Genomic DNA, 22,412 nt, shown 5'->3' on the forward strand with positions numbered 1-22,412 from the left:
ACACAAAACCGAGCAAGCGAAGCTTGGTGTGGGTTTTATGCTTGCTCAGGATAAACTTTTTGGGATCACCAAGGGTAATCCCTCTAACACTACTTATGGAACGACACAACAAGCGAAGCTTCGTGTGGGTTTCGCATTGTATTGGATCCCACCTCCGGGACCACGAGCAAAGCGAGTAATCCCCTCAATTGAGCAGTGACACAAAACCGAGCAAGCGAAGCTTGGTGTGGGTTTTATGCTTGCTCAGGATAATTTTTTTGGGATCACCAAGGGTAATCCTTCTAACACTACTTGGGGAACGACACAACAAGCGAAGCTTGGTGAGGGTTTCGTATTGTATTGGATCCCACCTCCGGAATCACGAGCAAAGCGAGTAATCCCCTGAATTGAGCAGTGACACAAAACCAGGCAAGCGAAGCTTGGTGTGGGTTTCGCATTGTATCCCAAATTAGGTTCACAGACAAAGCAAGTACTGTAAATAGTAGACAAAAGTATCTTCCTCTCTACTATATCACTGCAAATAAGGATATTCATTTAATTTCCTATATTTAATCTTCGCCTTGTTAGGGTTTCCGAAACTATCGAATACTTACCAACAGGATAAAGTACGTGTCATGCCATCTCGTCTGATACAATAAACCGTTGAAATGAACAACTTACTCAAAACAATTCTTTGCTGTCTGATATTGATTGCCTGCCAAGACCAAGAGAATATTGTGTTGATCCATGAAAGCCTTCCGAATTCCAAAGCGGAATATCAAAAGACCATCGTAGGGCAGCTTTCGGGCAAACAGACTTTTGGAAATAATACGCTTATTAAAAGCAGATGGTCTAAAGACGAGCGTGAGATCACCCAAAGATATCTTAAGGAACTCATCGCTACCTTGAGCATTGAAGCCAAAGAACACCATTATAGAGCTCCAAATCTGAATCCCGCAATAGATCTTATCCTCGATCCATTCAGCGGAACCAATGTCTACGGAATACTTCCTGCAACAAATGGTAGTTCAGAATACGTCGTGCTGGGCGGCCATTACGACAGTGGTAAACGAAATGCGCCGGGGGCCATTGACAATGCCACGGGAATAGCACTTATATACAGTGTGGTAAAGGAACTTTCAAAGGTTCAAACTAGAAATAAGAACATACTTATCGTCTTTTTCGATCAGGAGGAGGAAGAACTGATTGGCAGCAGTGCCTTCGCCAAATTTTTAAAACAAAAGGAATGGAACATTCATTCCATTCATTGCTTCGATATGGTGGGCTGGGACGCTGATAACGATAAGGCCATGGAAGTATTCTCCGGAACCGACTCCTTACTTGATCTATATCAAGCTGAAGCCGAAGAACTAGGAATTCCTCTGAAGATCATACACATCGATCCCGTGGGCTATGACAACAGTTCTACCGATTTCGATGCCTTTGTTCCGCTGGGATTTAACGTGATTGGTGCAGGCGAATGTTTCTATCATCGTGATTCTACGCCCTACAAGGACAGCCCCGATGATACCTTCGATACCGTAAATTTTGAATACCTCCTTTCGTGTACCCATCTAATCGAAAATAGCATCAAAACGATCGTGACCGAATGAACGAAGTCCAACAGCATATTGTAAAGACCTTGAAACGCAACACAATTTTTAGCGTGATACTTATCCTTTCACTGGCCTACTTCTTCTATAAAGGCATTTGGTACCTACTGTTGGGTAGTTATGTTCCATTCATTCTAATAGCGCTTATCCTGTCCTTATTGGTGTGGAGCTCCCGAAAGTCGGCTAAAGCATTCAGGATCGTGATCGCTACCTGGTCCATCTTAGTGTTACTCTGGTCTACTGTTCGTTTGCTACTAAGCTTGACTCATCAATTTATAAAACCGGTCCCTGAAGGTCATGTGGCCGGGCAAGTAGGGGTATTGGGTACCATCCATAGCCTACTCTTTTTATTGGGCGCTATCTATCTTTGGAAATACAGAAAACGGATTTTTCAATACTAGTACACAGGCTTTCTCCTCCTTCCTCACGTATAAGATCATATCCTTATAGACGAAATGGTTCACTCATTGCTATATGCACAGAATCATTATTTTTGGTATATTTATCAGGATTGGCTTATTGTATTGTCATCGGTGCGCTGTAATTCGACAAGCATGCAAGCAGACTCCAAACGCGTGATGTGCATACGTAATACCAAACCCAGGTTATTAAAATAGTGATCTATGAAAAAAATTAACATCCTTTTCTTCCTGTTATCTCTTCCCTTGATACTTCATTCGCAAGGACTTGTAGGTGCTTGGGAAACCGTCACCTATATAGAGAATGGAGACCTGTTAAAACAGGTTGTAATCTACGCAGAAAAGTATCAGGTCTTGACAACTTACGATGCTGCCACCGGCAAATTCATTAGCACCAAAGGGGGCTCCTGGAAATTGGACGGGAATACTATGACCGAAACAATTGAGTTTCATACCGAAGATCCCGAACGGGTAGGAACACAAGTTAGCTTTGATGTAGACATTACCCATGATGAACTTAAAATTGTTGACAGCGGATTAACCTTTAAAAGAATAGATAATGGCTCTCCCGGTGCCTTACAAGGGGCCTGGCTCATGTCGGGTAGAATACGGGATGGCGAAACGCAATTAAGGGATACCGACCGACCCAGAAAGACCATGAAGGTTCTGTCCGGTACCCGATTTCAATGGATCGCCTACAATACGGAAACCAAGGAGTTTATGGGCACCGGCGGGGGAACATATACCACCCAAGATGGGGACTATGTTGAGAACATTGAATTCTTTTCAAGGGACGATTCCAAGGCTGGACTCAGTCTGAAGTTCAATTACGAATTGATCGATGGAAATTGGCATCATTCAGGTTTGTCCAGTAAAGGAGATCCCATGCATGAGATCTGGAGTATACGAGAGTAATTGTTCTATCAATGATCCGTATAACGTAATTCTAAGATACCTTCAATGATTGTAGTCTTCAACCCTATTTCATTAATAAATAACTTTCGACATATATCTAAGGCTGTTTCACGCAGTATCGTTTCAGCTTTTACTACTAAAAAAACAAAGGCTAACCGATCCTACCACTGAAAGAACTACCTACCCGTCACAAGGACTCCAGAGACCATATAAAGACGAAACTGTAACTACCAAACTTATAACAATGAAAATGAACTTACTTTTAGTGCTAACCATGTTATCGCTGCTGGTATCGTGCAACGGACAACCTTCATCTACGAAAAAAAATTTTGACCTTTCTCGTGATGTACATCGTGCCCATGGAGATGCCGTAAATGAACTTGGCAATAGCATTATGGTTGTGTATCAAGACAAAAAGGATGTGTACTGGTTTGGAAGTTGGGAAACGGGAGTGTATAGATACGATGGAAAAGAAGTAGTGAATTACACAACAAAACACGGGTTACTTAACAACAGAATTGATGAAATACAAGAAGATAAAGAGGGCAACAAGTATTTTGTAAGTGCAAACACAACGGCTGCCATATCAAAATTTGATGGAACAAACTTCACGACCTTAAACGCAGTTCCCAGTGAAAATTGGACACTTGAACCCACCGATTTGTGGTTTAAATATTCGTATGGAAATACAAGAAAAGTATATCGCTATGATGGTAGTACTTTGTTTGAATTGACGTTGCCCTACCCCCAGAATTTATCCAATCCGTTTGATGTCTATAGCATTTATAAAGACCGAAAAGGTGCTATTTGGTTTGGTACAAATCCGGTGGGCGTTTGTCGGTACGACGGGAAATTCTTTCAATGGATCACAGAAGAGGATGTAACAGAATTTCGCAACGAAGGGGCCAACGGAGTACGCTCCATCCTGGAAGATAAATACGGGGACTTTTGGTTCAACACCGAATATCGTTACAGTATCTACGATAGCACCACCTTACAAAGCGGCAAATTTTACACACGACATAAAGGCATAGGCGGTTTAGACGGGAAAGAGGACAGCCATTTGGATGAGTATCTGTCATCGGTAAAAGACGATTCGAACAATTTGTGGTTTGTTACCTATCTTGATGGTGTTTGGAAATACGATGGCACCAAGATTACACATTATACCGTTCAGGAAAATTCACAAAACATTTCGCTATTCAGTATATACAAAGACAACCATGGTGAGCTATGGTTGGGTACGCACGAGAACGGAGTTTACAAATTCAATGGGACTACGTTTGAAAAATTTACCGTTGAGAATGGAAAGAGCACGAATGCGCACTAAGGGGAAGTAACCAACCCGGACGCCAAGCTATGGTGCCCCTCCCAATTAGGACATGGATCCATTCCCTGCGTCTAAAGGAAGGAGCTCTACAGTGAATTTTCGAAGGATAAGCACCGCTCACTGACGCGGGTAGCTGTGTTTTAGAGCATCCTACCTCAGACCGTAATGATCATGTCAAAGTCGTTGGCGATTTTCATGACTTTTTGAATGCATTCAGGCGTCAGCGAATCCTCCCGGGCAGATTTGCGCTCCGCAGGAATGCCTAAGGCATCAAAAAAGCCAGTAAAGCCTTTCGGGCTGTGGATATTGATCCACTTACAGGAAGACGTACTGTTATTACTAAAGGTATGGACGGTGTTAGGAGGTAAAGAAATAGATTCTCCCGTCTTCACCTTCCTGGTCTCACCGTTTATCACAAAATCCATTTCCCCTTCTACGATAAGAAAGGTCTCTTTGAAGTGTGCGTGGTAATGCGGCGGGGGACCTTGCATCTGGGGCGGCGTTTCGGCCATCATCAAATCGTAATCCCCATCGGTAGCATGGGTGGTGATTTTATGTCCCAAGACCCATTTTGTCGTCTGTTTTTCCATTTTATGAGATTTTTGTCTCACAAACTTAGAATATAATTTTGAATCGAACAAATTTTATGAGATATTTGTCTCATGACAAAACACCATATCACATCCGGTCGTATCAATCAGAAGTTGGAAACGAGAAATAAGATTCTGGCCAGTGCCCAATATTTCATTAATAAGGGCTTGGAATTCACCTTGGAAGAGGTCGCGAAGAAATCGGGAATCTCAAGAGCCACCATGTATCGGTACTACTCCAACATCGATATCCTCGTCAACGAGGCCGGCCTTAACATCAACACAAGATCTCCCGAGTCTATTATTGAGGAGTGGAAGGACACAGATCTCGAAACCAAGATTCTCGGTATTCAGTCGTATTACAACACCCTTGCGATTGACCATGAGAGTGCGTTCCGGAAGTACTTGTGTTCTGTGCTGGCAGCGGATGCGGCAGAAATAAAACGCGGGACACGACGGACAAAAACGCTGGAATTGGTCTTTGAGCAAACAGATATTCATAAAAATGATAGGGATAAATTGGTGACCGTATTAACCATGCTCATGGGAATAGAGCCTCTTATTGTCGCCAAGGATGTTTCGGGCTTGAACGACGATCAATCTATGGACATCATGGCATGGGGCGCACAGTTACTCTTACAAGGCTATTTCGCACAGCAACAAAAGGACCTGCCATAATTCATACGACAAAATGCGTTTAAAGCGATACGTATATGACTTGTATGCTATCATTTAAAGAACAATGCATAGCCACCTGCTACTGTGGCTCCTAGCGTACCCCTCCCCAGTTTTCTAATTTTCCATATAGCATTGCTTCGCTGTTTATTTCACAATAGCTAAAACGATCGTGATCCAAGCATGGGACTGAAGTACATTAGAAGTGATCGTAAGTACAGATGCAAACCACTAGGACCTTCGATCAAAACGTTCATATCCATAAATCCTTCCATTCAATCATTGAACTGAAAGTTCGTGCAAGACATTATCCCCTAAGAAAAAAAATTTATCACTTTATGAAAATTATTTATTGTTTATCAATAAATATTTATCTATATTCGCTTCGTATTATCACTAGCATCATAAAATATGAAAACGAAACTAAAAACTAAAAATATTGTTTTTAAAGGACTGAAAATTGTTACCTGGATAATTTTCGTTGGTCTGTGCATTGAAGCAGGAGGGTTAATTGTGAATTTTATTTTCAGTCTGTTCAATCCGGAATTTGTTCAAAATCTATATCAAAAATTGGACTTAAGTGAAATGTATGAAAATAGCAAATTAGCCTTTTTTGGGATGTACGGTTTTATCCTAACCATTTCGATTTTAAAAGCGGTCCTTTTTTACATTGTAATAGTATTAGTGACCAAAATAAATCTTGCAGAGCCCTTCAGCAGATTTGTTTCAAGACAGATTTATAAGATAAGCTACTACACATTTTCAATTGGACTGTTAAGTTTTATGGCAAGACAATTAACTGCCAATTTACAACACAATGGATTGGAAATTGACAATTTAAACCAGTTTTGGACGGATAGTCAAGCCTTTATTCTTATGTCTGCTGTAATTTATATAATTGCGACTATTTTTTCAAAAGGAGTTGAATATCAAGAAGAACTTGAAGAAACTGTATAAGCTATGCCTATAATTGTAAATCTTGACGTAATGATGGCAAAACGAAAAATGTCACTGAACGAATTATCAGAAACGGTTGATATCACATTAGCGAATCTTTCTAAACTTAAAACAGGAAAAGTCAAAGCCATTAGGTTTAGTACGCTTGAATTAGTTTGTGAAGCATTAGACTGTCAGCCGGGAGATATTTTAGAATATTCGAAAGAGGAAAGTTAAGGATACACAGATCAAAAACTTGTCTCAAGAATACATAAATTCTATCGCTGTATAGGTTAGACAAAAGATGGTTTCTACATTTTGTCTGATAAAAAGAACTTGCGATACTTCGACCTTGGCTGGTTCTCACCCTGACGCTTCCGGAACGAGCCGCACCGGACGAAGTCATGCTACAAAGATTTATACATGACTCATAGCGGCAATATCAACCTACCTTTAGCGTTCTATTAGCATACTAACATTGTGATCTAGAATTCCCCAAGAATGATGAAGACCGTGAAACCGAAATATATCTTTCTTACAGTATTTTCAGCCTTGATTCTACTAGTTGGTTGCAATAACGATGATGACCAACACTTGTTCGCAAATATAACGATCAATGAAGGACCAAATGGCGACATTGGAGGTGATTTTACCGGAAATGGCGGAAGTACTTCACAAACTTTCGAATATCAGAACGGATTAACAACGGCAGATTACAATGCTGATATTACTGTTTCGGCCAATGGAATATTCCAAATGATAGTGCAAGATGCAGACGGAACAATCGTTTTAGATAGATCGCTGAATGGTACTATGGAACCCGATAGTTTTTCAGGAGTCACATCAGCCGGAACATCCGGCACTTGGTCTGTAACCATAATACTTATTGACTTTAACGGTGATGGTAGTTTTTCTTTAAGTGAAGGAGACTGAGAAGATAACCCGGTACGAATAGTACTGCCGGCAGCGATGTGTTTTCAGAAAAAAATATCTGTATAGAGTCTTTGAAACCCTTCTGTCTCAAAAAAAATAATTCCGTAGCCTTAGGGCATCCTCATACCTTCGGTAACGGCAATATAAACCACTGTAAAGGACATTCAAAAGTTTCAGCCGAAATATCCCCTTTGGCAATCCAGCTGCATGCGTAACGGTGCAGGAAAGGCACTTCGGTGAAAGATGTAGATAGGATTCGCAGTGATTCCTTCCGTAGGGGCCTCCCTTTATAAGGTGTGTTTAGAGGCTTTCAAAAAGAGTGATGACATCCTACAATTCATTCGATGTATGTGTAGAGACACTTTGGTCTTGCACCAAATGTATTGCCCCTCAACCCTACCTGCATACCTGTTCATGCTCATAAAATTGTACGTTATGAGAAGTGTTTTATTTGTCTTAGTATTCATGTCGACACTGAGCTATGCCCAAGTGGGAGTTGGCACAACAACCCCGGACGCATCGGCTGCCTTGGATGTCAGTAGCACAACCGCGGGTGTCCTAGTACCTCGAATGACGGAGGCGCAACGTACCTCCATCGCAACACCGGCCACCGGATTATTGGTATATCAAACCAACAATACTGCAGGCTTTTGGTTCTATGACGGGAGTGCATGGACGTCTCTTTCCGCACCCGCCATAAATCCTTCATGGGAATTACAAGGAAATGTAGGCACCTCGCCGGGGACCGATTTTATGGGAACGGCAGACGATCAGGATGTGGTGTTCAAAAGGAATGATATACTTTCCGGAAGACTCAACGCAAACAACCTCTCGTTTGGTGTATCCAGTATGAGGGATTTGAATTCCTCCGGGTCAAGTGTAGAGAATACGGCTTTCGGAACAGCTACCCTTCAGTCCGTCACCTTTGCGAATCACAATAGTGCGTTTGGCTACTATGCCTTGCATTCCAACACCAATGGCGATGATAACAGCGCGTTTGGCCATTATGCTCTGTATTCCAATTTGGGAGGTGAAGAGAACAGCGTTTTTGGTTACAGAGCCATGGAAAGCAACGAAGCGGGGCAGGAAAATGCTGTTTTTGGAGCGTATGCGCTTTCTTCCAACAATTGGGCCGGAGGCAACGGCAACTGTGTCTTTGGATACGACGCGATGAGAGACGCCACCAACTCAAGATATAATTGTGCTTTTGGTCATGACAGTTTAAAAAACAACACCGGAGAGTACAATTGTGCTTTTGGAAGAAGAGCCTTACACGACAATACATCAGGTTCCTATAATGTTGCGGTCGGCGAACTTTCAATGAGAAATGCCGACCTTGGCTCCTTTAATACGGCTGTGGGGAACGGGTCCCTCCAAAACAATGCAGTCGATGGAAGCACGGCTATCGGATCAAATGCCATGGATTCGAATACGACCGGCCTTCGAAACACAGCGGTGGGAACACAAAGTATGGATGAGAATGTAACCTCTTCAGATAATACGGCAGTGGGATATAATACGTTGTCCACTAATTATGATGGCCACTGTACTGCCATAGGGAGTTTAGCTTTAGCCGGTGTGGGCAGTGTAGAATATGCTACAGCTTTGGGTTCTAATGCCTTCACGACCAAAGCGAATTCCATTGAGTACTTTGATAATTCAACGGCTATTGGCTACAATGCCCAGCCGGGTGCCAGCAATACCATTCGCTTAGGAAACAGTGCGGTAACCACCATAGGCGGCTATGCTAACTGGAGCAATGTAAGTGACGGGCGATTTAAAACGAATGTCAGTGAGAACGTCGCCGGATTGGACTTTATCCTCAAACTCAAACCCGTAACCTATCAACTGGATCTACAGGCCTTAGCACGTTTTCTGAACACACCCGACGAGCTCAGAATAAGGGATGCCGAAACGAAGAAAAGTACCGAAGTGCAAATCGGTTTTATCGCTCAGGACGTTGAAAAAGCTGCCAAGGAAATAGGATTTGATTTCCACGGTGTCGATGCGCCTAAAGGGGACACATCGCACTATGGTTTGCGCTATGCTGAATTTGTCCCGCCCTTGGTAAAGGCAATTCAGGAGCAACAAAACATGATCCAAGAATTACGTATGGAGATCCAAGCGCTTAAAGCAGAAATGAATACGTTTAGAGGTCAAACAAATTAATTGCGTCATCCTTTTCACACCCATCCTCCTACTCCTATACTTTTTTTTATATTTGAGTACGCCATGTTCATGGTATTCAAAGTAACGATATCCTTGAACCCTTCACGGGAATGGATTCATTTCGTAGGAATTGCACGGGTCGTAGGCTATCGAGAGCGAACCGTAAAAATTGATAAAACCCCCGGCTTGCCTAAACCATAATCAGCCGTGGTATAGCATGGAAACCAACAATACGTGACTAAAAAAAGAACGAAACGCATAGTTCAGATCACCTTGATACTGGCAACGATCGTATCCTTATCTTTCGTTCCTTGGCTTCTCGTAAAGGCGTGGATACTACCCCTGCCCGATACCGTACAAGAACAGCTGGAGGAAGCGGTAGATCACGGATTTGAAGGGATGCTCGTCTACATAGACCAAGCGGGCGAACCCCCGCAGTTGTTGGCTGCGGGCTGGCACGATCGAGAAGCCATGATCCCGGCACGGCCGGACGCCTTGTTCAAGATCGCCAGTATTAGCAAATTGTATGACGCTGTGGCGGTGACCAAACTGGTGCAGGAGGGTCGGCTTTCACTGGATAAGACCCTCGCCCAATACCTGCCGGAACTTGTGGGCCGCATCGAGAACGCAGAGCATATTTCCCTGAGATTGCTTCTGCAACACAGAAGTGGCATCCCCAACTTTACAGACACACCCGATTTTTGGGCAGCGCCTACACAGTCCTATCAAGAGAGTCTGGCCCTTATACTGGACCAACCTGCTAACTTTAAGCCGGACGAGGCCTACGAATACTGCAATACCAACTACCTGCTCCTAAACAAGATCATGGACGATGCCCTGGGGTATGATAATTTTCAATATACCAAGGAAGAAATTCTAGAACCGCTGCAGCTACACCATACCTTCGGATCGCTTGCTGAAGTGGATCTAGAAGAGGTTATGAGTGGCTATCATGTGGGGCATCCGTACGATCTAAAGGAAGACGACCACGGCATGCTGGCCACTGCCGAAGACGTGGGGATATTCGTAAGGGCGTTGAATGATGGCTCCTTATTGGATCCCAAAGAACAGGAACTATATACAACGGTCTACAAATACGAACATGCCGGATGGGTCCCGGGCTACCAAAGCTTTGCCACCTATCATAAAGACCTCGATGCCGTGATGGTCGCCTTCTATAACACCACCGACCCCGACCTGTACTATTGGAACCTGTCGGAAATTATCAACAAACGGATCCTAAAAATTCTGAAACAACAACTCTAAGGTAACAGCTCGCGTACTTGGCTCCTGCAATGCCAACCCCGGCCATGGGGTTGAACCTTGTGGGCGCAGTCATGCCCTACGCCACGACGACCACATCCATTTCCAATTGCGATAAAAGCAACTTCTCAAAAAAGACAAAAGATATTTTACTATATTTGGTCTTCTCCCCTTTTACATGTACTGCTACTAACGATATCCCGGACCCATTCACGGGATGGGTGTATGGTAGTAAGGATATAAAGAATTGCCCAGTACTACAAGCATTAAAAATAGAGCCATGGACACCTACGTTAAAAAGCTCCAAATGAACTTATCAAAAACTACGAAGTATATTCTTATCTTATTCTTTTTCCATGGCCTCGTGCCAAATACTCTTTTGGCTCAAACCACCAATATCCCGGATACAAATTTTGAACAAGCTTTGATTGATTTAGGAATTGACAGTGACGGAATCGTTAACGGACAAGTACTCACGAGTGATATTGATATGGTGATAACACTGGATCTGTCGTTAAAAGGAATAAGTGATATAACCGGAATTCACGATTTTGCGGCCTTGGAAATGTTAGATGTCTCCAGCAATGACCTCACTACTCTTGACATCAGTAATAACACACAATTAAAAGAGCTGTACGTTAGTAATACAGGTACTGATAATCTATTGATTTCCGCTTTAGATGTAAGCAATAATATAAACTTAGAAGTACTCTACGGTGAAAATTTATTTTTGTTAGAAAGCTTAAACCTAAAGAACGGGAATAACGCTATACTCACCGTCACATTGCCTTGTGAGGAAGAAGGAATACCTTGCGAACTTCCCTTAAACTGTGTGATGGTCGATGACGAAACTGCGGCAACAAATAATGATCCACCCTATGCAGGCTGGTTTATACAGGCAGATTTTGTGTATTCAGAAGATTGTACCCTGACTGTCTCAGAATATGACTCGCCAGATGTATCTGTGTATCCGAACCCTGTAAAGAACACGCTCATCATTGAGAACAGTAGAGCATCGGAAATCGAGCGTATATCGATTATTGACAGTTCGGGAAGACGAATATGGGAAGAGAATAATAAATTCAATAGTATGGATGTGTCCGGATTGGCAGATGGGATTTTGATTGTGCGCATACAGACTTCAAATGGAATCGTGACGAGGAAAATACTCAAAGAATAACACGGGCATTATGGAATCCATTGGTTCTACGTCAAGTCTCATTCATTGGCGATAAAAGTAACTTCCTAAAAAAGACAAAGGACAGTGTTCTATACTTGATCTTCTGCCCTTTCTAGTGTACGCCATACAACCGGGTCCCGAATCGATTCCCGGGACGAGTGTAGGTTCGCAAGGGTAGTATGAGCTGTTCGCACTTTGAAAAACGGCTGATTAAAAAACAACTTGATTTAATTTTTAATTATTTTAACTACAATGTAGTTTATTAAAACTATTTAAACTACATTTGTGGTAAATATATTGAAATGAGTCAAACAACATTGGGAGAACTTGAAGAAATTGTAGTGATGATCGTAGCTATACTCAATGGTGATGCGTACAGTGTCGGCGTTATCGATGAAATAAAAAAGCGATTAGATCGTGAGGTAAGTTTGGGTGCGATTCAAACCGTTTTAAAGAGACTGGAAAAAAAAGGTCTGTTAAGATCAGCGTTTGGTCATGCTACCAACGAAAGAGGCGGTAAACGAAAACGTTTATATGAGATCACCGCTGAAGGCCAAGAAATAATTGACCTCACAAGAGCACAAAGAAATTCACTTTGGCAAGCAATGCCCAGACTTTCATTCAACTTCTGGTAAATGACTCAAAAAGAAAAGAAACCCGTGCCAATAGTAATGCGATTTTTCCATTGGTTTTGCCGTCCGGATTTTCGTGAAGAGATCGAAGGGGATCTAATGGAACAGTTCCATATACATTATATAAAGTACGGATCTAACAAGGCGAATCTACTTTTTATAAAAGAGGTCATGTCTTTGTTCCGGCCATCGATCATTGGGAATTTTAATCATTTAACACATACAAACACTATGGAAATCATGAATCAAAACAAAAGATTGGCAACTATTTTGGCTATAGCAATATCAATACTTCTAATTCCGCTTGTAGCGATGAACCTTACCAACGAAGTGAATTGGTCTCTTTTTGATTTTATCGTTGTCGGTGGTTTGTTACTTGGGACAGGATTGATACTTGAATTTATCTTAAGAAAGATCAAATCGTTACGTTATAGAATCCTTTTAGGCATTGTTTTATTCCTAGTTCTTTTTCTTATTTGGGCAGAACTTGCGGTGGGGATTTTTGGAACCCCTTTTGCCGGAAGCTAAAAAAACCGTGCATAGCAACATGTAAGGACAGTAACGGCTGGATTTCCTAATAGGAAATTCAGCCGTTGTCTCTAAATGAGTTGCGCCGACGGAAAAACGTTAACGCCTTTTCTAGCTACAGACGCTTTCACGAACGCGCCGGCAGAATTCACACAGCACCATTCGATGTCACAAAGGTAAGCTGTTCGCCACGACGATCACATCCACTTCCGGTTGCGATAAAAAGTAACATCCTAAAAAAGACAATAGATATTTTACTATATTTGGTCTCCTCCCCTTTAAATTTATTGCTAGTAACGATATTCCGGATCCATACATGGGATGGGTGTTTGGTAATAAGGATATAAAACGTTGCCAACAAGTTGAAAAAACGCTCTAAATTGAAAACCACTCAACCATACCTAAAAGGAAAATCTGTTTTTATAGTTTCAATACTCGCAGTCGGAATTACAATTTTGACAGTTTATCTAACTGGAATAAATTACAATCGGAGTTTGACTTCTAATCTTTATATTTCACTTGGAATTATAGCGACAGCGCTATTTCTGTTTATGACTTATGGCCTTTACACCGGAAGCAGATTGATTGACAATTTTCCAAAATATAGGAATTTTAAAAGTGGGCATTTCGTTATAAATAGCGGAACAGGGCCAACTATGGATTTACCAATAGTTGGAGATGGAATAGGCGGAGTGATTTTGTCTGTTTTTCTATGGTTTGCGATGTCAATATTATTCGTGGTTTTACTACTAGTATTGGATGCCGTTTTTTGGTTTTCGCTATTTATAATTTTATCTATGCTTTACTGGGTTTTCTTTAGGGCTTTAAAATTTGTTTTTACTAAATCAAAAGATACAAAAGGAGATATTGGTATTTCGGCAGTTTACGCGCTCACTTATACGCTACTCTATGTTGGTTGGATATTCGGTATTGTTTATCTGACGGAAATATTAAGATAAAGCAGGTGTTTGCAACAACAGCTACCTGCAAGCAGGAACGATATGCTACTAAAAATGACAGAACAAAGAATAGCTACTTTAATAACATATTTAATTGCAACAGTCTGGATCGTTAACGGACTTTTCTGCAAAATATTAAATTGGGTTCCAAGACATCAAGAGATCGTAAGTCAAATATTAGGAAATGAGTATTCCAGAGAATTGACCGTCTTAATTGGTATTTCGGAAATAGTTATGGCTTTTTGGATTGTATCTGGATATAAAAGAAAATTGAATGCAATAACTCAAATAGTCGGTATAGGTATCATGAATATATTGGAATTTATTTTAGTTCCGGACTTACTAATGTGGGGTAGATTTAATTCAGTTTTTGCGCTTTTATTTATCTTGTTGATATATTACAATCAGTTTCATTTAAGAAATAAAAAAATTAAAACAGTTTAATATGCTCTCAACTTTAAAAAACCATCCTTTTGCAGTTGAAGCATATTTTGAAAGTTCAACTGTCCTAACGTTTGCAGTAAACAAAGATGAATTAAATCATTTAATTCCGGAGTGCTTAACATTAGATACATTTCTAGATAAATGGGCTTTTATTGCAGTCGCAATGGTGCAGACTAAAAATCTTAGACCTAAGGGATTCCCAAAGCTTATGGGAAATGATTTCTTTTTAATTGGTTACAGAGTATTTGTCAGATATAAAAATAACGGAGGCAAAAATTTAAGAGGACTTTATATTCTTAAGTCGGAAACTAACAAAAAGAAAATGGAGTTTTTCGGTAACATTTTCACTCATTATAATTATACAACAACTGATATCAATCAAAGTGAAGATAAAGAACTAAAGCAAATATCTTCATCTAAATCAGATTTTCATCTTCATATTGATAAATCAAAGGAAATTGTTGAATTACCTACTAATTCTCCCTTCAAGGATTGGAAAGAGGCAAGAAGATTTGCCGGTCCATTACCATTCACTTTCACCTATAATCAAGATGCAAAAGAGGTTTTAATAATAGAAGGAGTAAGACAGAAATGGAAACCGAAACCAATTGCCGTAAAAAATTACAACTTTTCGTTTTTAGATTCATTCCAATTCAAAAATCCAATACTAGCAAACGCTTTCATTATTGAGGAAATTCCATACTATTGGAAAAAAGGAAAAAAAGAGCAATGGTACTAAGGCGTAGAAAATTTCAAGGAGTACTAAACATACTTAGCTTTAATCGACATTTTTATATTTATGGCTTAGTAGCGCTTCTAGTGATCATCTTAATAAAAGTATATTTTTCAATCCCAGATTTTGCCTTTTGGATAATAATTGTAGCATTTCTATATGGATTGGTAATGCCATTGATTGTTTCCGCATACGTATATGATTTTTCAGATTACTACTCCCTTAGATGGTTAAATCAATTTAATTTAAAGGATAAAGAGAACCAAAAGATCATAAATATTAATGCAGGTTTTGATGAAACCAGTTTCCTAATTAAGGAAGAATTTCCACAATCGGAACTGACTGTTCTAGATTTCTATAATCCAGCATCCCATACCGAAGCAGCAATTATTCGAGCAAGAAAAGTCAGTTTAGTGTATCCAAATACTTCTAAAATTTCAACCAATCATATCCCACATCAAGATAATTCTGCTGACTTAATTTTTATGCTCTCCGCGGTTCACGAGATAAGATCCAATGATGAAAAGATATTGTTTTTAAAAGAATGTCATAGAATCTGTAAACCAGAAGGAAAAGTTATAATGGTGGAACATTTGAGGGATACTGCAAACTTCCTTGCATTCTCTATAGGATTTACACATTTTTTTTCAAGAAAGGTGTGGGAGAAATCTTTTAAAAAAGCTGGATTCTCATCATTCAAAGAGCGTAAATTCACGCCATTTATGTCAATTTTTATTACAACTCCTTAATCACATTATAATATGCAAATCCACTTGAAAATTGCTGGGGTATTATTAATAATCCTTGCTTTAGTACATATTATTTTTCCTAGATATTTTAACTGGAATACGGAATTAAAAACGCTGAGTTTGATCAATAGACAAATGATGACAGTGCACACGTTCTTCATTGCGCTAACCGTTTTTTTAATGGGTGTATTATGCTTGACATCTTCAAACGAATTGGTACAAACAGACCTCGGTAATAAAATAACCGTTGGATTAGCAGTTTTTTGGTTTGCAAGACTATTCATTCAATTCTTTGTTTATTCACCTTCCTTGTGGCGAGGTAAAAAATTAGAGACCTCAATTCATATTTTATTTACTTGTATGTGGTCATATTTTAGCTTAATATTTCTATTTACTTATATTCAAAATTATTAAAACCGGCAAGCAGATAACAACGGTTCATCGCCAATAGACGGTAGCGTTAAAAAGAAAATAATTAAATTGACCAACAAACTAATACTAAGCCGACAAATCCGCGCTCCATACTCCGCCAACTGGCGATAACCGAGACCGTTGTACACAATACAAATTGAGAAAATGAAAATATTGTATCTACTAGCTTCTATTTTATTGATCTATAGCTGTAAACAAGACACCGGAAAAAGTGATTCTTTTCAATCAAATACAATGGAAGTTACAATTAAAACCAATGACAGTACGGATGTGGATATTGTTTTAAAAGATATAGTTATTGTGAATGAAGAGGCCCGAGAACTAAATTACGCAGGTGTTCAACTTGCTAAAAAAGGTAAATACAGAAAAGCAGAAAAAAAATTCATCGCCGCGTTCAGAATTGAACCTGAGAACCCAATTATTTTGAACAATATGGGAAATATTTACAGAGAAATTGGAACGAATAAAATGGCACTTGAATACTATAGTGAATCATTCATAGCCTCTGACTCAACGTATTTTAATGCCGGTTATAATATGGGAATAGCATATTGTAATCTTGGTGAATATGATAAAAGCCTGAAGATCCTTCAGAAGGTAATTGAGGACACAGACGATCCAAATAGGATAATGATTTCAGAATACGCCAAAGTCAGGGTATACCTTAGCCAAAATGACTGCGATAGAGCAAAACAGCTGTATATAAAAATAAAAACCGATTTGGATGAGTTTCCTCAGTTTAGGAAAAATAGAGAAAAACTAGAAAACAGAATCAAGAACTGTGTCAACAACATATAACGCCTATTGGAGTTGGTCAGACAAACGATTGAAATAAATTATAGAAACCAAAATCCCCTACTCTAATTGACAAATACGTGTATAACGAACCGAAGCAACACCCTATCCACACAAACACCCTAACCGCTCCTTTGTGCTAAAGTTCCTGCTTCATACGGTTATATGCATCCTCCTGACCATCGGTACGCAGGTCGGCGGAATTATATACCTCATCGCCCTTTGGGCAGTTAAGAGGAGCACCCATAGAAGAAGACTGAAACGCTTCGGTATCTTTGCTGGACTCTACGTGCTCGCAACCTTTATGTTGGTTCCGGCCATTGCCCCTTTATTCGGACGCATACGCATTGAGGAGAACAAAGCCGTACAGGCGCATTCCTTTTTGTACAAATTGGCCAACCGAAATTATGTCTCACCCCAACTCAACAAGGCCATACAGGACATCGCAACCGCATTCGAGGCAGACAATCCGGGCATCAAATTGGTATATCTGGATGCGAACTTCCCGTTTATCGATGGCTTCCCGCTGCTCCCGCACCTGAGTCATAACGACGGGAAAAAGGTGGATGTGTCGCTCATCTATAAGGATACCAACGGACAAACAACCAACCGGAAACGGTCGGTGAGCGGATACGGTGCGTTCGAAGGCCCCACGGCAAGGGAGTACGATCAAACCACCGTCTGCAAAGACCGCGGTTATTGGCAATACGACTATCCCAAATATGTGACCTTAGGTACCATCAACAACCAACTTACCCTCTCCGAAAAAGGCACACGAGAATTAGTCACAGGCATCGTAAAACAACCCCTTGTCGGCAAACTGTTCATCGAACCGCATTTAAAAGAACGCCTACAGCTATCACATAACAAGATTCGATTTCACGGCTGTAAGGCCGTTCGCCACGACGACCACATCCACTTCCGGTTGCGATAAAAAGTAAGATCCTAAAAAAGACAAAAGATATTTTACTATATTTGGTCTTCTCCCCTTTTTAATTTTATGCTAGTAACGATATTCCGGACCCATTCATGGGATTGAAGTATTTTTGATAGGAATATAACGAGTCGTTGCAAGCTAAAAAACAGAAAACAAATGACGAAACAAGAAAATCTACTACAAGAAATAGAATCTAAAAAGACTGAATTTAAGACAGAAAGTTACCCGATGTCTATTGGAGAGCTTATTAATCTTCATAAAAACGGAGAATTAATTATTAATCCAGATTTTCAAAGATATTTCAGATGGTCAAATACACAAAAATCACGTTTAATTGAATCTATTTTGCTTGGTATTCCTATTCCTTCGATATTTCTATTTCAAAGGGAAGATGGTATTTGGGAAGTGGTAGATGGACTTCAAAGAATTTCAACTCTTTTACAATTTATGAGTGAGCTTCCTGAAGTTGAAGATGTTCCTAAAAAAGGAAGACTTGTGCTAGAAGGAACCAAATATTTACCACACTTAGAAGGAATGGTTTGGGAAAAACAAAAAGATGAAGACCTTGAATTACCAAATCCATTGAAGCTATTTATTAAAAGGTCTAAACTTAACCTTTCAATTATTTTAAGTGATTCAGGAACGAATGCAAAATTTGATGTTTTTCAAAGACTAAACACGGGTGGTTCATTTGCTTCTGACCAAGAAGTACGCAATAGTGTTATGATTATGATAAAAAAAGACACATTTACGTGGTTTAAAGAACTAGCAAATGATGAAAACTTTGCAAATACAATTTCTCTGAGTGATAGGCTTTACGATGAGCAGTACCCATTGGAATTAGTCCTTCGATTTATTTCCTTAACTAAATATGAATATACAACGAAAAAAGAATTAAGTGATTTCTTTGACGAAATCACCGAAAAAATATTACAGGATGATGATTTTGACTATGCAAACGCTAAAATAGATTTCGAGAATGTATTTAGCACAATTAACCAGGTTTTGGGTGATGATGCTTTTAAACGATATGATGGAACAAGATTCAAAGGTAAATTCTTAGAATCTGCATTTGAGGCAGTTACGATTGGATTAGCAGAGAATATTGAGCAATACGATTTCCCCGCTGACAATAATCTTTTATTGAACAAAGTAAAAGAACTTCACAGTAACGAAACGTTCATAAGGTATACAGGCTCAGGCTCAAACGCAAGAACAAGAATTCCTAAAATTATTCCATTCACTAAAGAATTCTTTAGAAAGTAATGAGCAGAAATCAATTATCCTTTGATGTTTTATCAGATAAAGTTATTGGTGAATTTTCTTGGAGGAGAAAGGAATTGACTTTGTTAAAAAATAAGATTCCGTCAATTAAGAATTCTTTACAAAGTGCTATGATCAGGGCCACTTTGCCTCTTTTGTATGCACATTGGGAGGGCTTTGTAAAAGTATCACTTTCATATTATCTCGAATTTGTTTCCTATAAGGGATTAAAGCATAATGAATTAAAAACTCAGTTTATTGCCCTGTCATTACAAAAGAAAATTGGTGCCTTAAAAGAAAACAACATACAGAGTAAGACTCAAATTATCGATTTTATTTTTTCAAGCTCAGAAAAACAATCCAACATACCAACCAAAAATATTATAAACACAAAATCGAATTTAAGGTATGATGTTTTAGATGAAATCTTATTTATTATGGATTTAAAAGATGTTTATTTTGAAAGTCAAGAAACATTAATTAATGATTTAGTTAACGAACGAAATTATATCGCTCACGGAGAGCATAAATTAATTGACTACGATACATTTATAGAATTTTTTGATGATACAATTTCACTTATGGAATATTTGAAGACGAAAATTGAAAATAGTGCTCTCTTAGAATCTTATAAAAAGTCAGCGCCCAAAACTGTATAAGCGTAATGCAGGCTAAAGTGCTAAATTTAAACGAGGTTGATATTAACTAACACAAAGTCAAACCGAAAGTAAAGTTCTTCTAACCCGCACTACGCTTATACTTGACCGTTAGCCACAAGCGTGAAAAATAATAGCCAATGAAAAAACACACAGCAAAAATCACATCAAAAAGTATAGAACAAAGCGGATTACCTGCGGATTTCAAAAAGGCAATTGCAGAATATATCTGGAATGGATTTGATGCAAATGCTACAATGATAGAATTGAATTATGATTCTAATCCTGTTGGCTATATTCATTCTTTCTCAATTTCAGATAATGGTTCAGGAATAAACCTTGGCAAAATTGAAGATACATTCGGACAATTTTTAGATTCTCAAAAAACTAAAACCTTTGATCAAAATGGCTTTATAAAAGGTAAAGCAGGAAAAGGAAGGTTTTCTTTTACAAATTTCTGTAATAAAGCAATTTGGGAAACTACATTTAAGAGTGATCAATCAAATTATTTGAAATATAATATCACAATTTCAAAAGAGAAACTACAAGACTTTCAAACTTCTGACAAAATAGTTTCCCTGTCAAAAAAGACTGGAACTACTGTGCATTTTGAATCCTTCCATTCACTAACAGGAGATTTATTAGAAAGTGAAGAGTTCGAAAACTTTTTAGCCAGCGAATTTGGATGGTTTCTATTTCTCAATAAAGAAAGTGATTATAAAATTAAAGTCAACAATAATGATATAAATTATTGGAATATTATAGGCGATTTCAGAGAATTCGATGAAACAATCAATGACCAAATTTTTAAAATCAATTACATAAGATGGAATAAAAATATTGGAGATAAATATTACTATTACTTTTTAAATCAAGAACAAAAAGAAGTAGGAAGAAAGCATACTTCATTTAATAATAAAGCTGTGGATTTTCATCATTCCATTTACATTATATCAGAATACTTTGATGAATTTCAATTTACTAAAACCGATCATCCAACACTTGGAATGAATGGCAACAATCAAAGTGATATAACATTTAAGCGTTTAATCTCTATTTTAAATGACTTCATATCGCAAGAAGAAAAATTATTTATTAGAGACCAAAAAGCAGAAAGGCTAATTGAACATTATAATTCAAAGAAAATATTCCCGGTATTTAAAAATAATTCTTACGACCAAATCAGAAAGAAAGATTTAGAAAATGTAGTTAAAGAAATTTATTGTATTCAACCCAAAATTTTTCAAGGATTAAAACAAACTCAAAGTAAAACTCTAGTTGGCTTTTTGAATTTACTTCTTGATACAGATCAAAGAGAGAATATTTTAGAAATTTTAGAAAACATTACTGATTTATCGGATGAAGAAAGACAAGAACTCTCCGAAACTTTAAAAAAGACCAAAATTTCAAGTATCGTCGAGTTAGTTAATTTGCTAGAAGGTCGCTTTACAGTCATAAACGTTTTGAAAGAAATGGTTTTTGAATTAGATAAATTTACAAATGAAAGGGACCATATCCAAAAGGTTGTTGAAAACAATTATTGGTTATTTGGTGAACAATATCATTTAGTATCTGCTGACAAAAATTTTGAGATTGCGTTAAATAATTTTTTAGATTTCATTGAATCTGGCAAAAAAAATAAAGAGAAGCTAAAATCAAAAGATAAATTAAAAAGACCTGATATATTTATTGCTAGACAAGCAGAAACCCTAGATTCAAGTAGTGACGAATATACTATAGAAGAAAATATTATTGTTGAACTAAAAAGGCCAAGTGTAATTATCGGTAAAACTCAATTCGACCAAATCGAAGATTATATTCGATTCATTATAAATGAACCAAAATTTATTAGTGAATTAAGAACTTGGAAGTTAATACTCGTTGGAAAAAAAGTAGATGATTGGATTAAAGACAAGTACGAATCAAATAAGGGAAAAGGGAAACGTTTTCTAGTTGAGTCTGTTAGGAATTACGAAATATATGCAATGACTTGGGATGATTTATTTAAGGTTTTTGATATTAGACATAATCATTTAATAAATAAGTTAGAATTTAAAAATTCAGTAATTGAAGATTTAGAAAGTAAAGGAATAACTTTAGATAAAGATAAACCAACAGAATTATTAAAAAAGATAGTTGAATTATAACAGCCAATGGGAAACAATGGGTGCAGATAATTTCTGCTAATTACCCTAGCGAAAAATCTTCAAAATCGATTAACTTAGTACTTAGCGGAAAACGACTCATGTCTGTCCTCAGAACTAAATTACACGCATCGATGT

General features: G+C 38.5%; 25 protein-coding genes. 24 read left to right on the forward strand and 1 reads right to left on the reverse strand.

All coding sequences use genetic code 11. From position 1 onward, the window contains the following. The 5 genes from AACZ11_RS03670 to AACZ11_RS03690 form a co-directional block, all read left to right on the forward strand. Nucleotides 1-199 (forward strand): hypothetical protein (locus AACZ11_RS03670; RefSeq protein WP_339831504.1); only part of this gene is annotated, 199 nt, incomplete at its 5' end. A gap of 448 nt (nt 200-647) precedes the next feature. Beyond that, complete coding sequence (locus tag AACZ11_RS03675) at nt 648-1,592, forward strand: M28 family peptidase (RefSeq protein ID WP_290626672.1); 945 nt, start codon at nt 648-650, stop codon at nt 1,590-1,592. After that, a complete protein-coding gene (locus AACZ11_RS03680) occupies nt 1,589-1,993 on the forward strand; it encodes a hypothetical protein (protein WP_290626670.1) in 405 nt (134 codons plus the stop codon). The genes AACZ11_RS03675 and AACZ11_RS03680 overlap by 4 nt, the downstream gene beginning before the upstream one ends. A gap of 222 nt (nt 1,994-2,215) precedes the next feature. Continuing rightward, nucleotides 2,216-2,926, forward strand: a complete 711-nt coding sequence (locus tag AACZ11_RS03685; RefSeq protein WP_290626668.1) for a membrane or secreted protein — start codon at nt 2,216-2,218, stop codon at nt 2,924-2,926. A gap of 250 nt (nt 2,927-3,176) precedes the next feature. Beyond that, nucleotides 3,177-4,256, forward strand: a complete 1,080-nt coding sequence (locus AACZ11_RS03690; protein ID WP_290626666.1) for a two-component regulator propeller domain-containing protein — start codon at nt 3,177-3,179, stop codon at nt 4,254-4,256. Between the two features lie 155 nt (nt 4,257-4,411). Here the strand turns inward: AACZ11_RS03690 and AACZ11_RS03695 are convergent, their stop codons facing one another. Next, complete coding sequence (locus AACZ11_RS03695) at nt 4,412-4,867, reverse strand: cupin domain-containing protein (RefSeq protein ID WP_339831510.1); 456 nt, start codon at nt 4,865-4,867, stop codon at nt 4,412-4,414. A gap of 51 nt (nt 4,868-4,918) precedes the next feature. Here AACZ11_RS03695 and AACZ11_RS03700 point away from each other — a divergent pair, with 51 nt between their 5' ends. From AACZ11_RS03700 to AACZ11_RS03790, 19 genes are all read left to right on the forward strand, one after another. Further along, entirely contained in the window at nt 4,919-5,524 is a 606-nt protein-coding gene (locus AACZ11_RS03700) for a TetR/AcrR family transcriptional regulator (protein WP_290626662.1), read from the forward strand. Nucleotides 5,525-5,932: 408 nt separating this feature from the next. Further along, nucleotides 5,933-6,478, forward strand: coding sequence for a DUF2975 domain-containing protein (locus AACZ11_RS03705; protein ID WP_290626660.1), 546 nt, complete (start codon nt 5,933-5,935; stop codon nt 6,476-6,478). 3 nt (nt 6,479-6,481) lie between these two features. Beyond that, complete coding sequence (locus AACZ11_RS03710) at nt 6,482-6,694, forward strand: helix-turn-helix transcriptional regulator (RefSeq protein WP_290626658.1); 213 nt, start codon at nt 6,482-6,484, stop codon at nt 6,692-6,694. A gap of 264 nt (nt 6,695-6,958) precedes the next feature. Then, nucleotides 6,959-7,390, forward strand: a complete 432-nt coding sequence (locus AACZ11_RS03715; protein WP_290626656.1) for a hypothetical protein — start codon at nt 6,959-6,961, stop codon at nt 7,388-7,390. Nucleotides 7,391-7,825: 435 nt separating this feature from the next. Continuing rightward, nucleotides 7,826-9,559 (forward strand): tail fiber domain-containing protein, encoded by a 1,734-nt coding sequence (locus AACZ11_RS03720; protein WP_290626654.1) that lies wholly within the window; start codon nt 7,826-7,828, stop codon nt 9,557-9,559. A gap of 234 nt (nt 9,560-9,793) precedes the next feature. Then, nucleotides 9,794-10,825, forward strand: coding sequence for a serine hydrolase domain-containing protein (locus tag AACZ11_RS03725; RefSeq protein ID WP_290626652.1), 1,032 nt, complete (start codon nt 9,794-9,796; stop codon nt 10,823-10,825). A gap of 17 nt (nt 10,826-10,842) precedes the next feature. After that, nucleotides 10,843-11,133, forward strand: a complete 291-nt coding sequence (locus AACZ11_RS03730) for a hypothetical protein (RefSeq protein WP_290626650.1) — start codon at nt 10,843-10,845, stop codon at nt 11,131-11,133. Continuing rightward, nucleotides 11,130-12,002, forward strand: a complete 873-nt coding sequence (locus AACZ11_RS03735) for a T9SS type A sorting domain-containing protein (RefSeq protein ID WP_290626648.1) — start codon at nt 11,130-11,132, stop codon at nt 12,000-12,002. Before AACZ11_RS03730 ends, AACZ11_RS03735 begins: the two co-directional genes overlap by 4 nt. A 302-nt stretch (nt 12,003-12,304) precedes the next feature. Then, a complete protein-coding gene (locus AACZ11_RS03740) occupies nt 12,305-12,637 on the forward strand; it encodes a helix-turn-helix transcriptional regulator (protein ID WP_290626646.1) in 333 nt (110 codons plus the stop codon). Beyond that, nucleotides 12,638-13,162: a permease prefix domain 2-containing transporter gene (locus tag AACZ11_RS03745; RefSeq protein WP_290626644.1), complete on the forward strand. Its 525-nt coding sequence runs from the start codon at nt 12,638-12,640 to the stop codon at nt 13,160-13,162. 362 nt (nt 13,163-13,524) lie between these two features. Then, entirely contained in the window at nt 13,525-14,121 is a 597-nt protein-coding gene (locus AACZ11_RS03750; protein ID WP_290626642.1) for a hypothetical protein, read from the forward strand. A 9-nt stretch (nt 14,122-14,130) separates the two neighbouring features. Beyond that, nucleotides 14,131-14,565, forward strand: a complete 435-nt coding sequence (locus tag AACZ11_RS03755; RefSeq protein WP_290626640.1) for a DoxX-like family protein — start codon at nt 14,131-14,133, stop codon at nt 14,563-14,565. Nucleotide 14,566: 1 nt separating this feature from the next. Beyond that, nucleotides 14,567-15,304, forward strand: coding sequence for a DUF2071 domain-containing protein (locus AACZ11_RS03760; RefSeq protein WP_290626638.1), 738 nt, complete (start codon nt 14,567-14,569; stop codon nt 15,302-15,304). Beyond that, nucleotides 15,271-16,047 (forward strand): methyltransferase domain-containing protein, encoded by a 777-nt coding sequence (locus AACZ11_RS03765; protein WP_339831522.1) that lies wholly within the window; start codon nt 15,271-15,273, stop codon nt 16,045-16,047. Before AACZ11_RS03760 ends, AACZ11_RS03765 begins: the two co-directional genes overlap by 34 nt. A gap of 666 nt (nt 16,048-16,713) precedes the next feature. Further along, complete coding sequence (locus AACZ11_RS03770; RefSeq protein WP_290628180.1) at nt 16,714-17,277, forward strand: tetratricopeptide repeat protein; 564 nt, start codon at nt 16,714-16,716, stop codon at nt 17,275-17,277. A gap of 133 nt (nt 17,278-17,410) precedes the next feature. Beyond that, complete coding sequence (locus tag AACZ11_RS03775) at nt 17,411-18,208, forward strand: hypothetical protein (RefSeq protein ID WP_290628178.1); 798 nt, start codon at nt 17,411-17,413, stop codon at nt 18,206-18,208. A 159-nt stretch (nt 18,209-18,367) separates the two neighbouring features. Further along, the gene (locus tag AACZ11_RS03780; RefSeq protein ID WP_290628176.1) at nt 18,368-19,477 is read left to right on the forward strand and encodes a DUF262 domain-containing protein; all 1,110 of its coding nucleotides are present in this window, start codon (nt 18,368-18,370) and stop codon (nt 19,475-19,477) included. Continuing rightward, nucleotides 19,477-20,133 (forward strand): MAE_28990/MAE_18760 family HEPN-like nuclease, encoded by a 657-nt coding sequence (locus AACZ11_RS03785; protein ID WP_290628174.1) that lies wholly within the window; start codon nt 19,477-19,479, stop codon nt 20,131-20,133. The genes AACZ11_RS03780 and AACZ11_RS03785 overlap by 1 nt, the downstream gene beginning before the upstream one ends. A gap of 137 nt (nt 20,134-20,270) precedes the next feature. Continuing rightward, complete coding sequence (locus AACZ11_RS03790) at nt 20,271-22,277, forward strand: ATP-binding protein (RefSeq protein ID WP_290628172.1); 2,007 nt, start codon at nt 20,271-20,273, stop codon at nt 22,275-22,277. Nucleotides 22,278-22,412 lie beyond the last annotated feature (135 nt).

This window comes from uncultured Altibacter sp. (assembly GCF_963972995.1).
Classification (GTDB): Bacteria; Bacteroidota; Bacteroidia; order Flavobacteriales; family Flavobacteriaceae; genus Altibacter.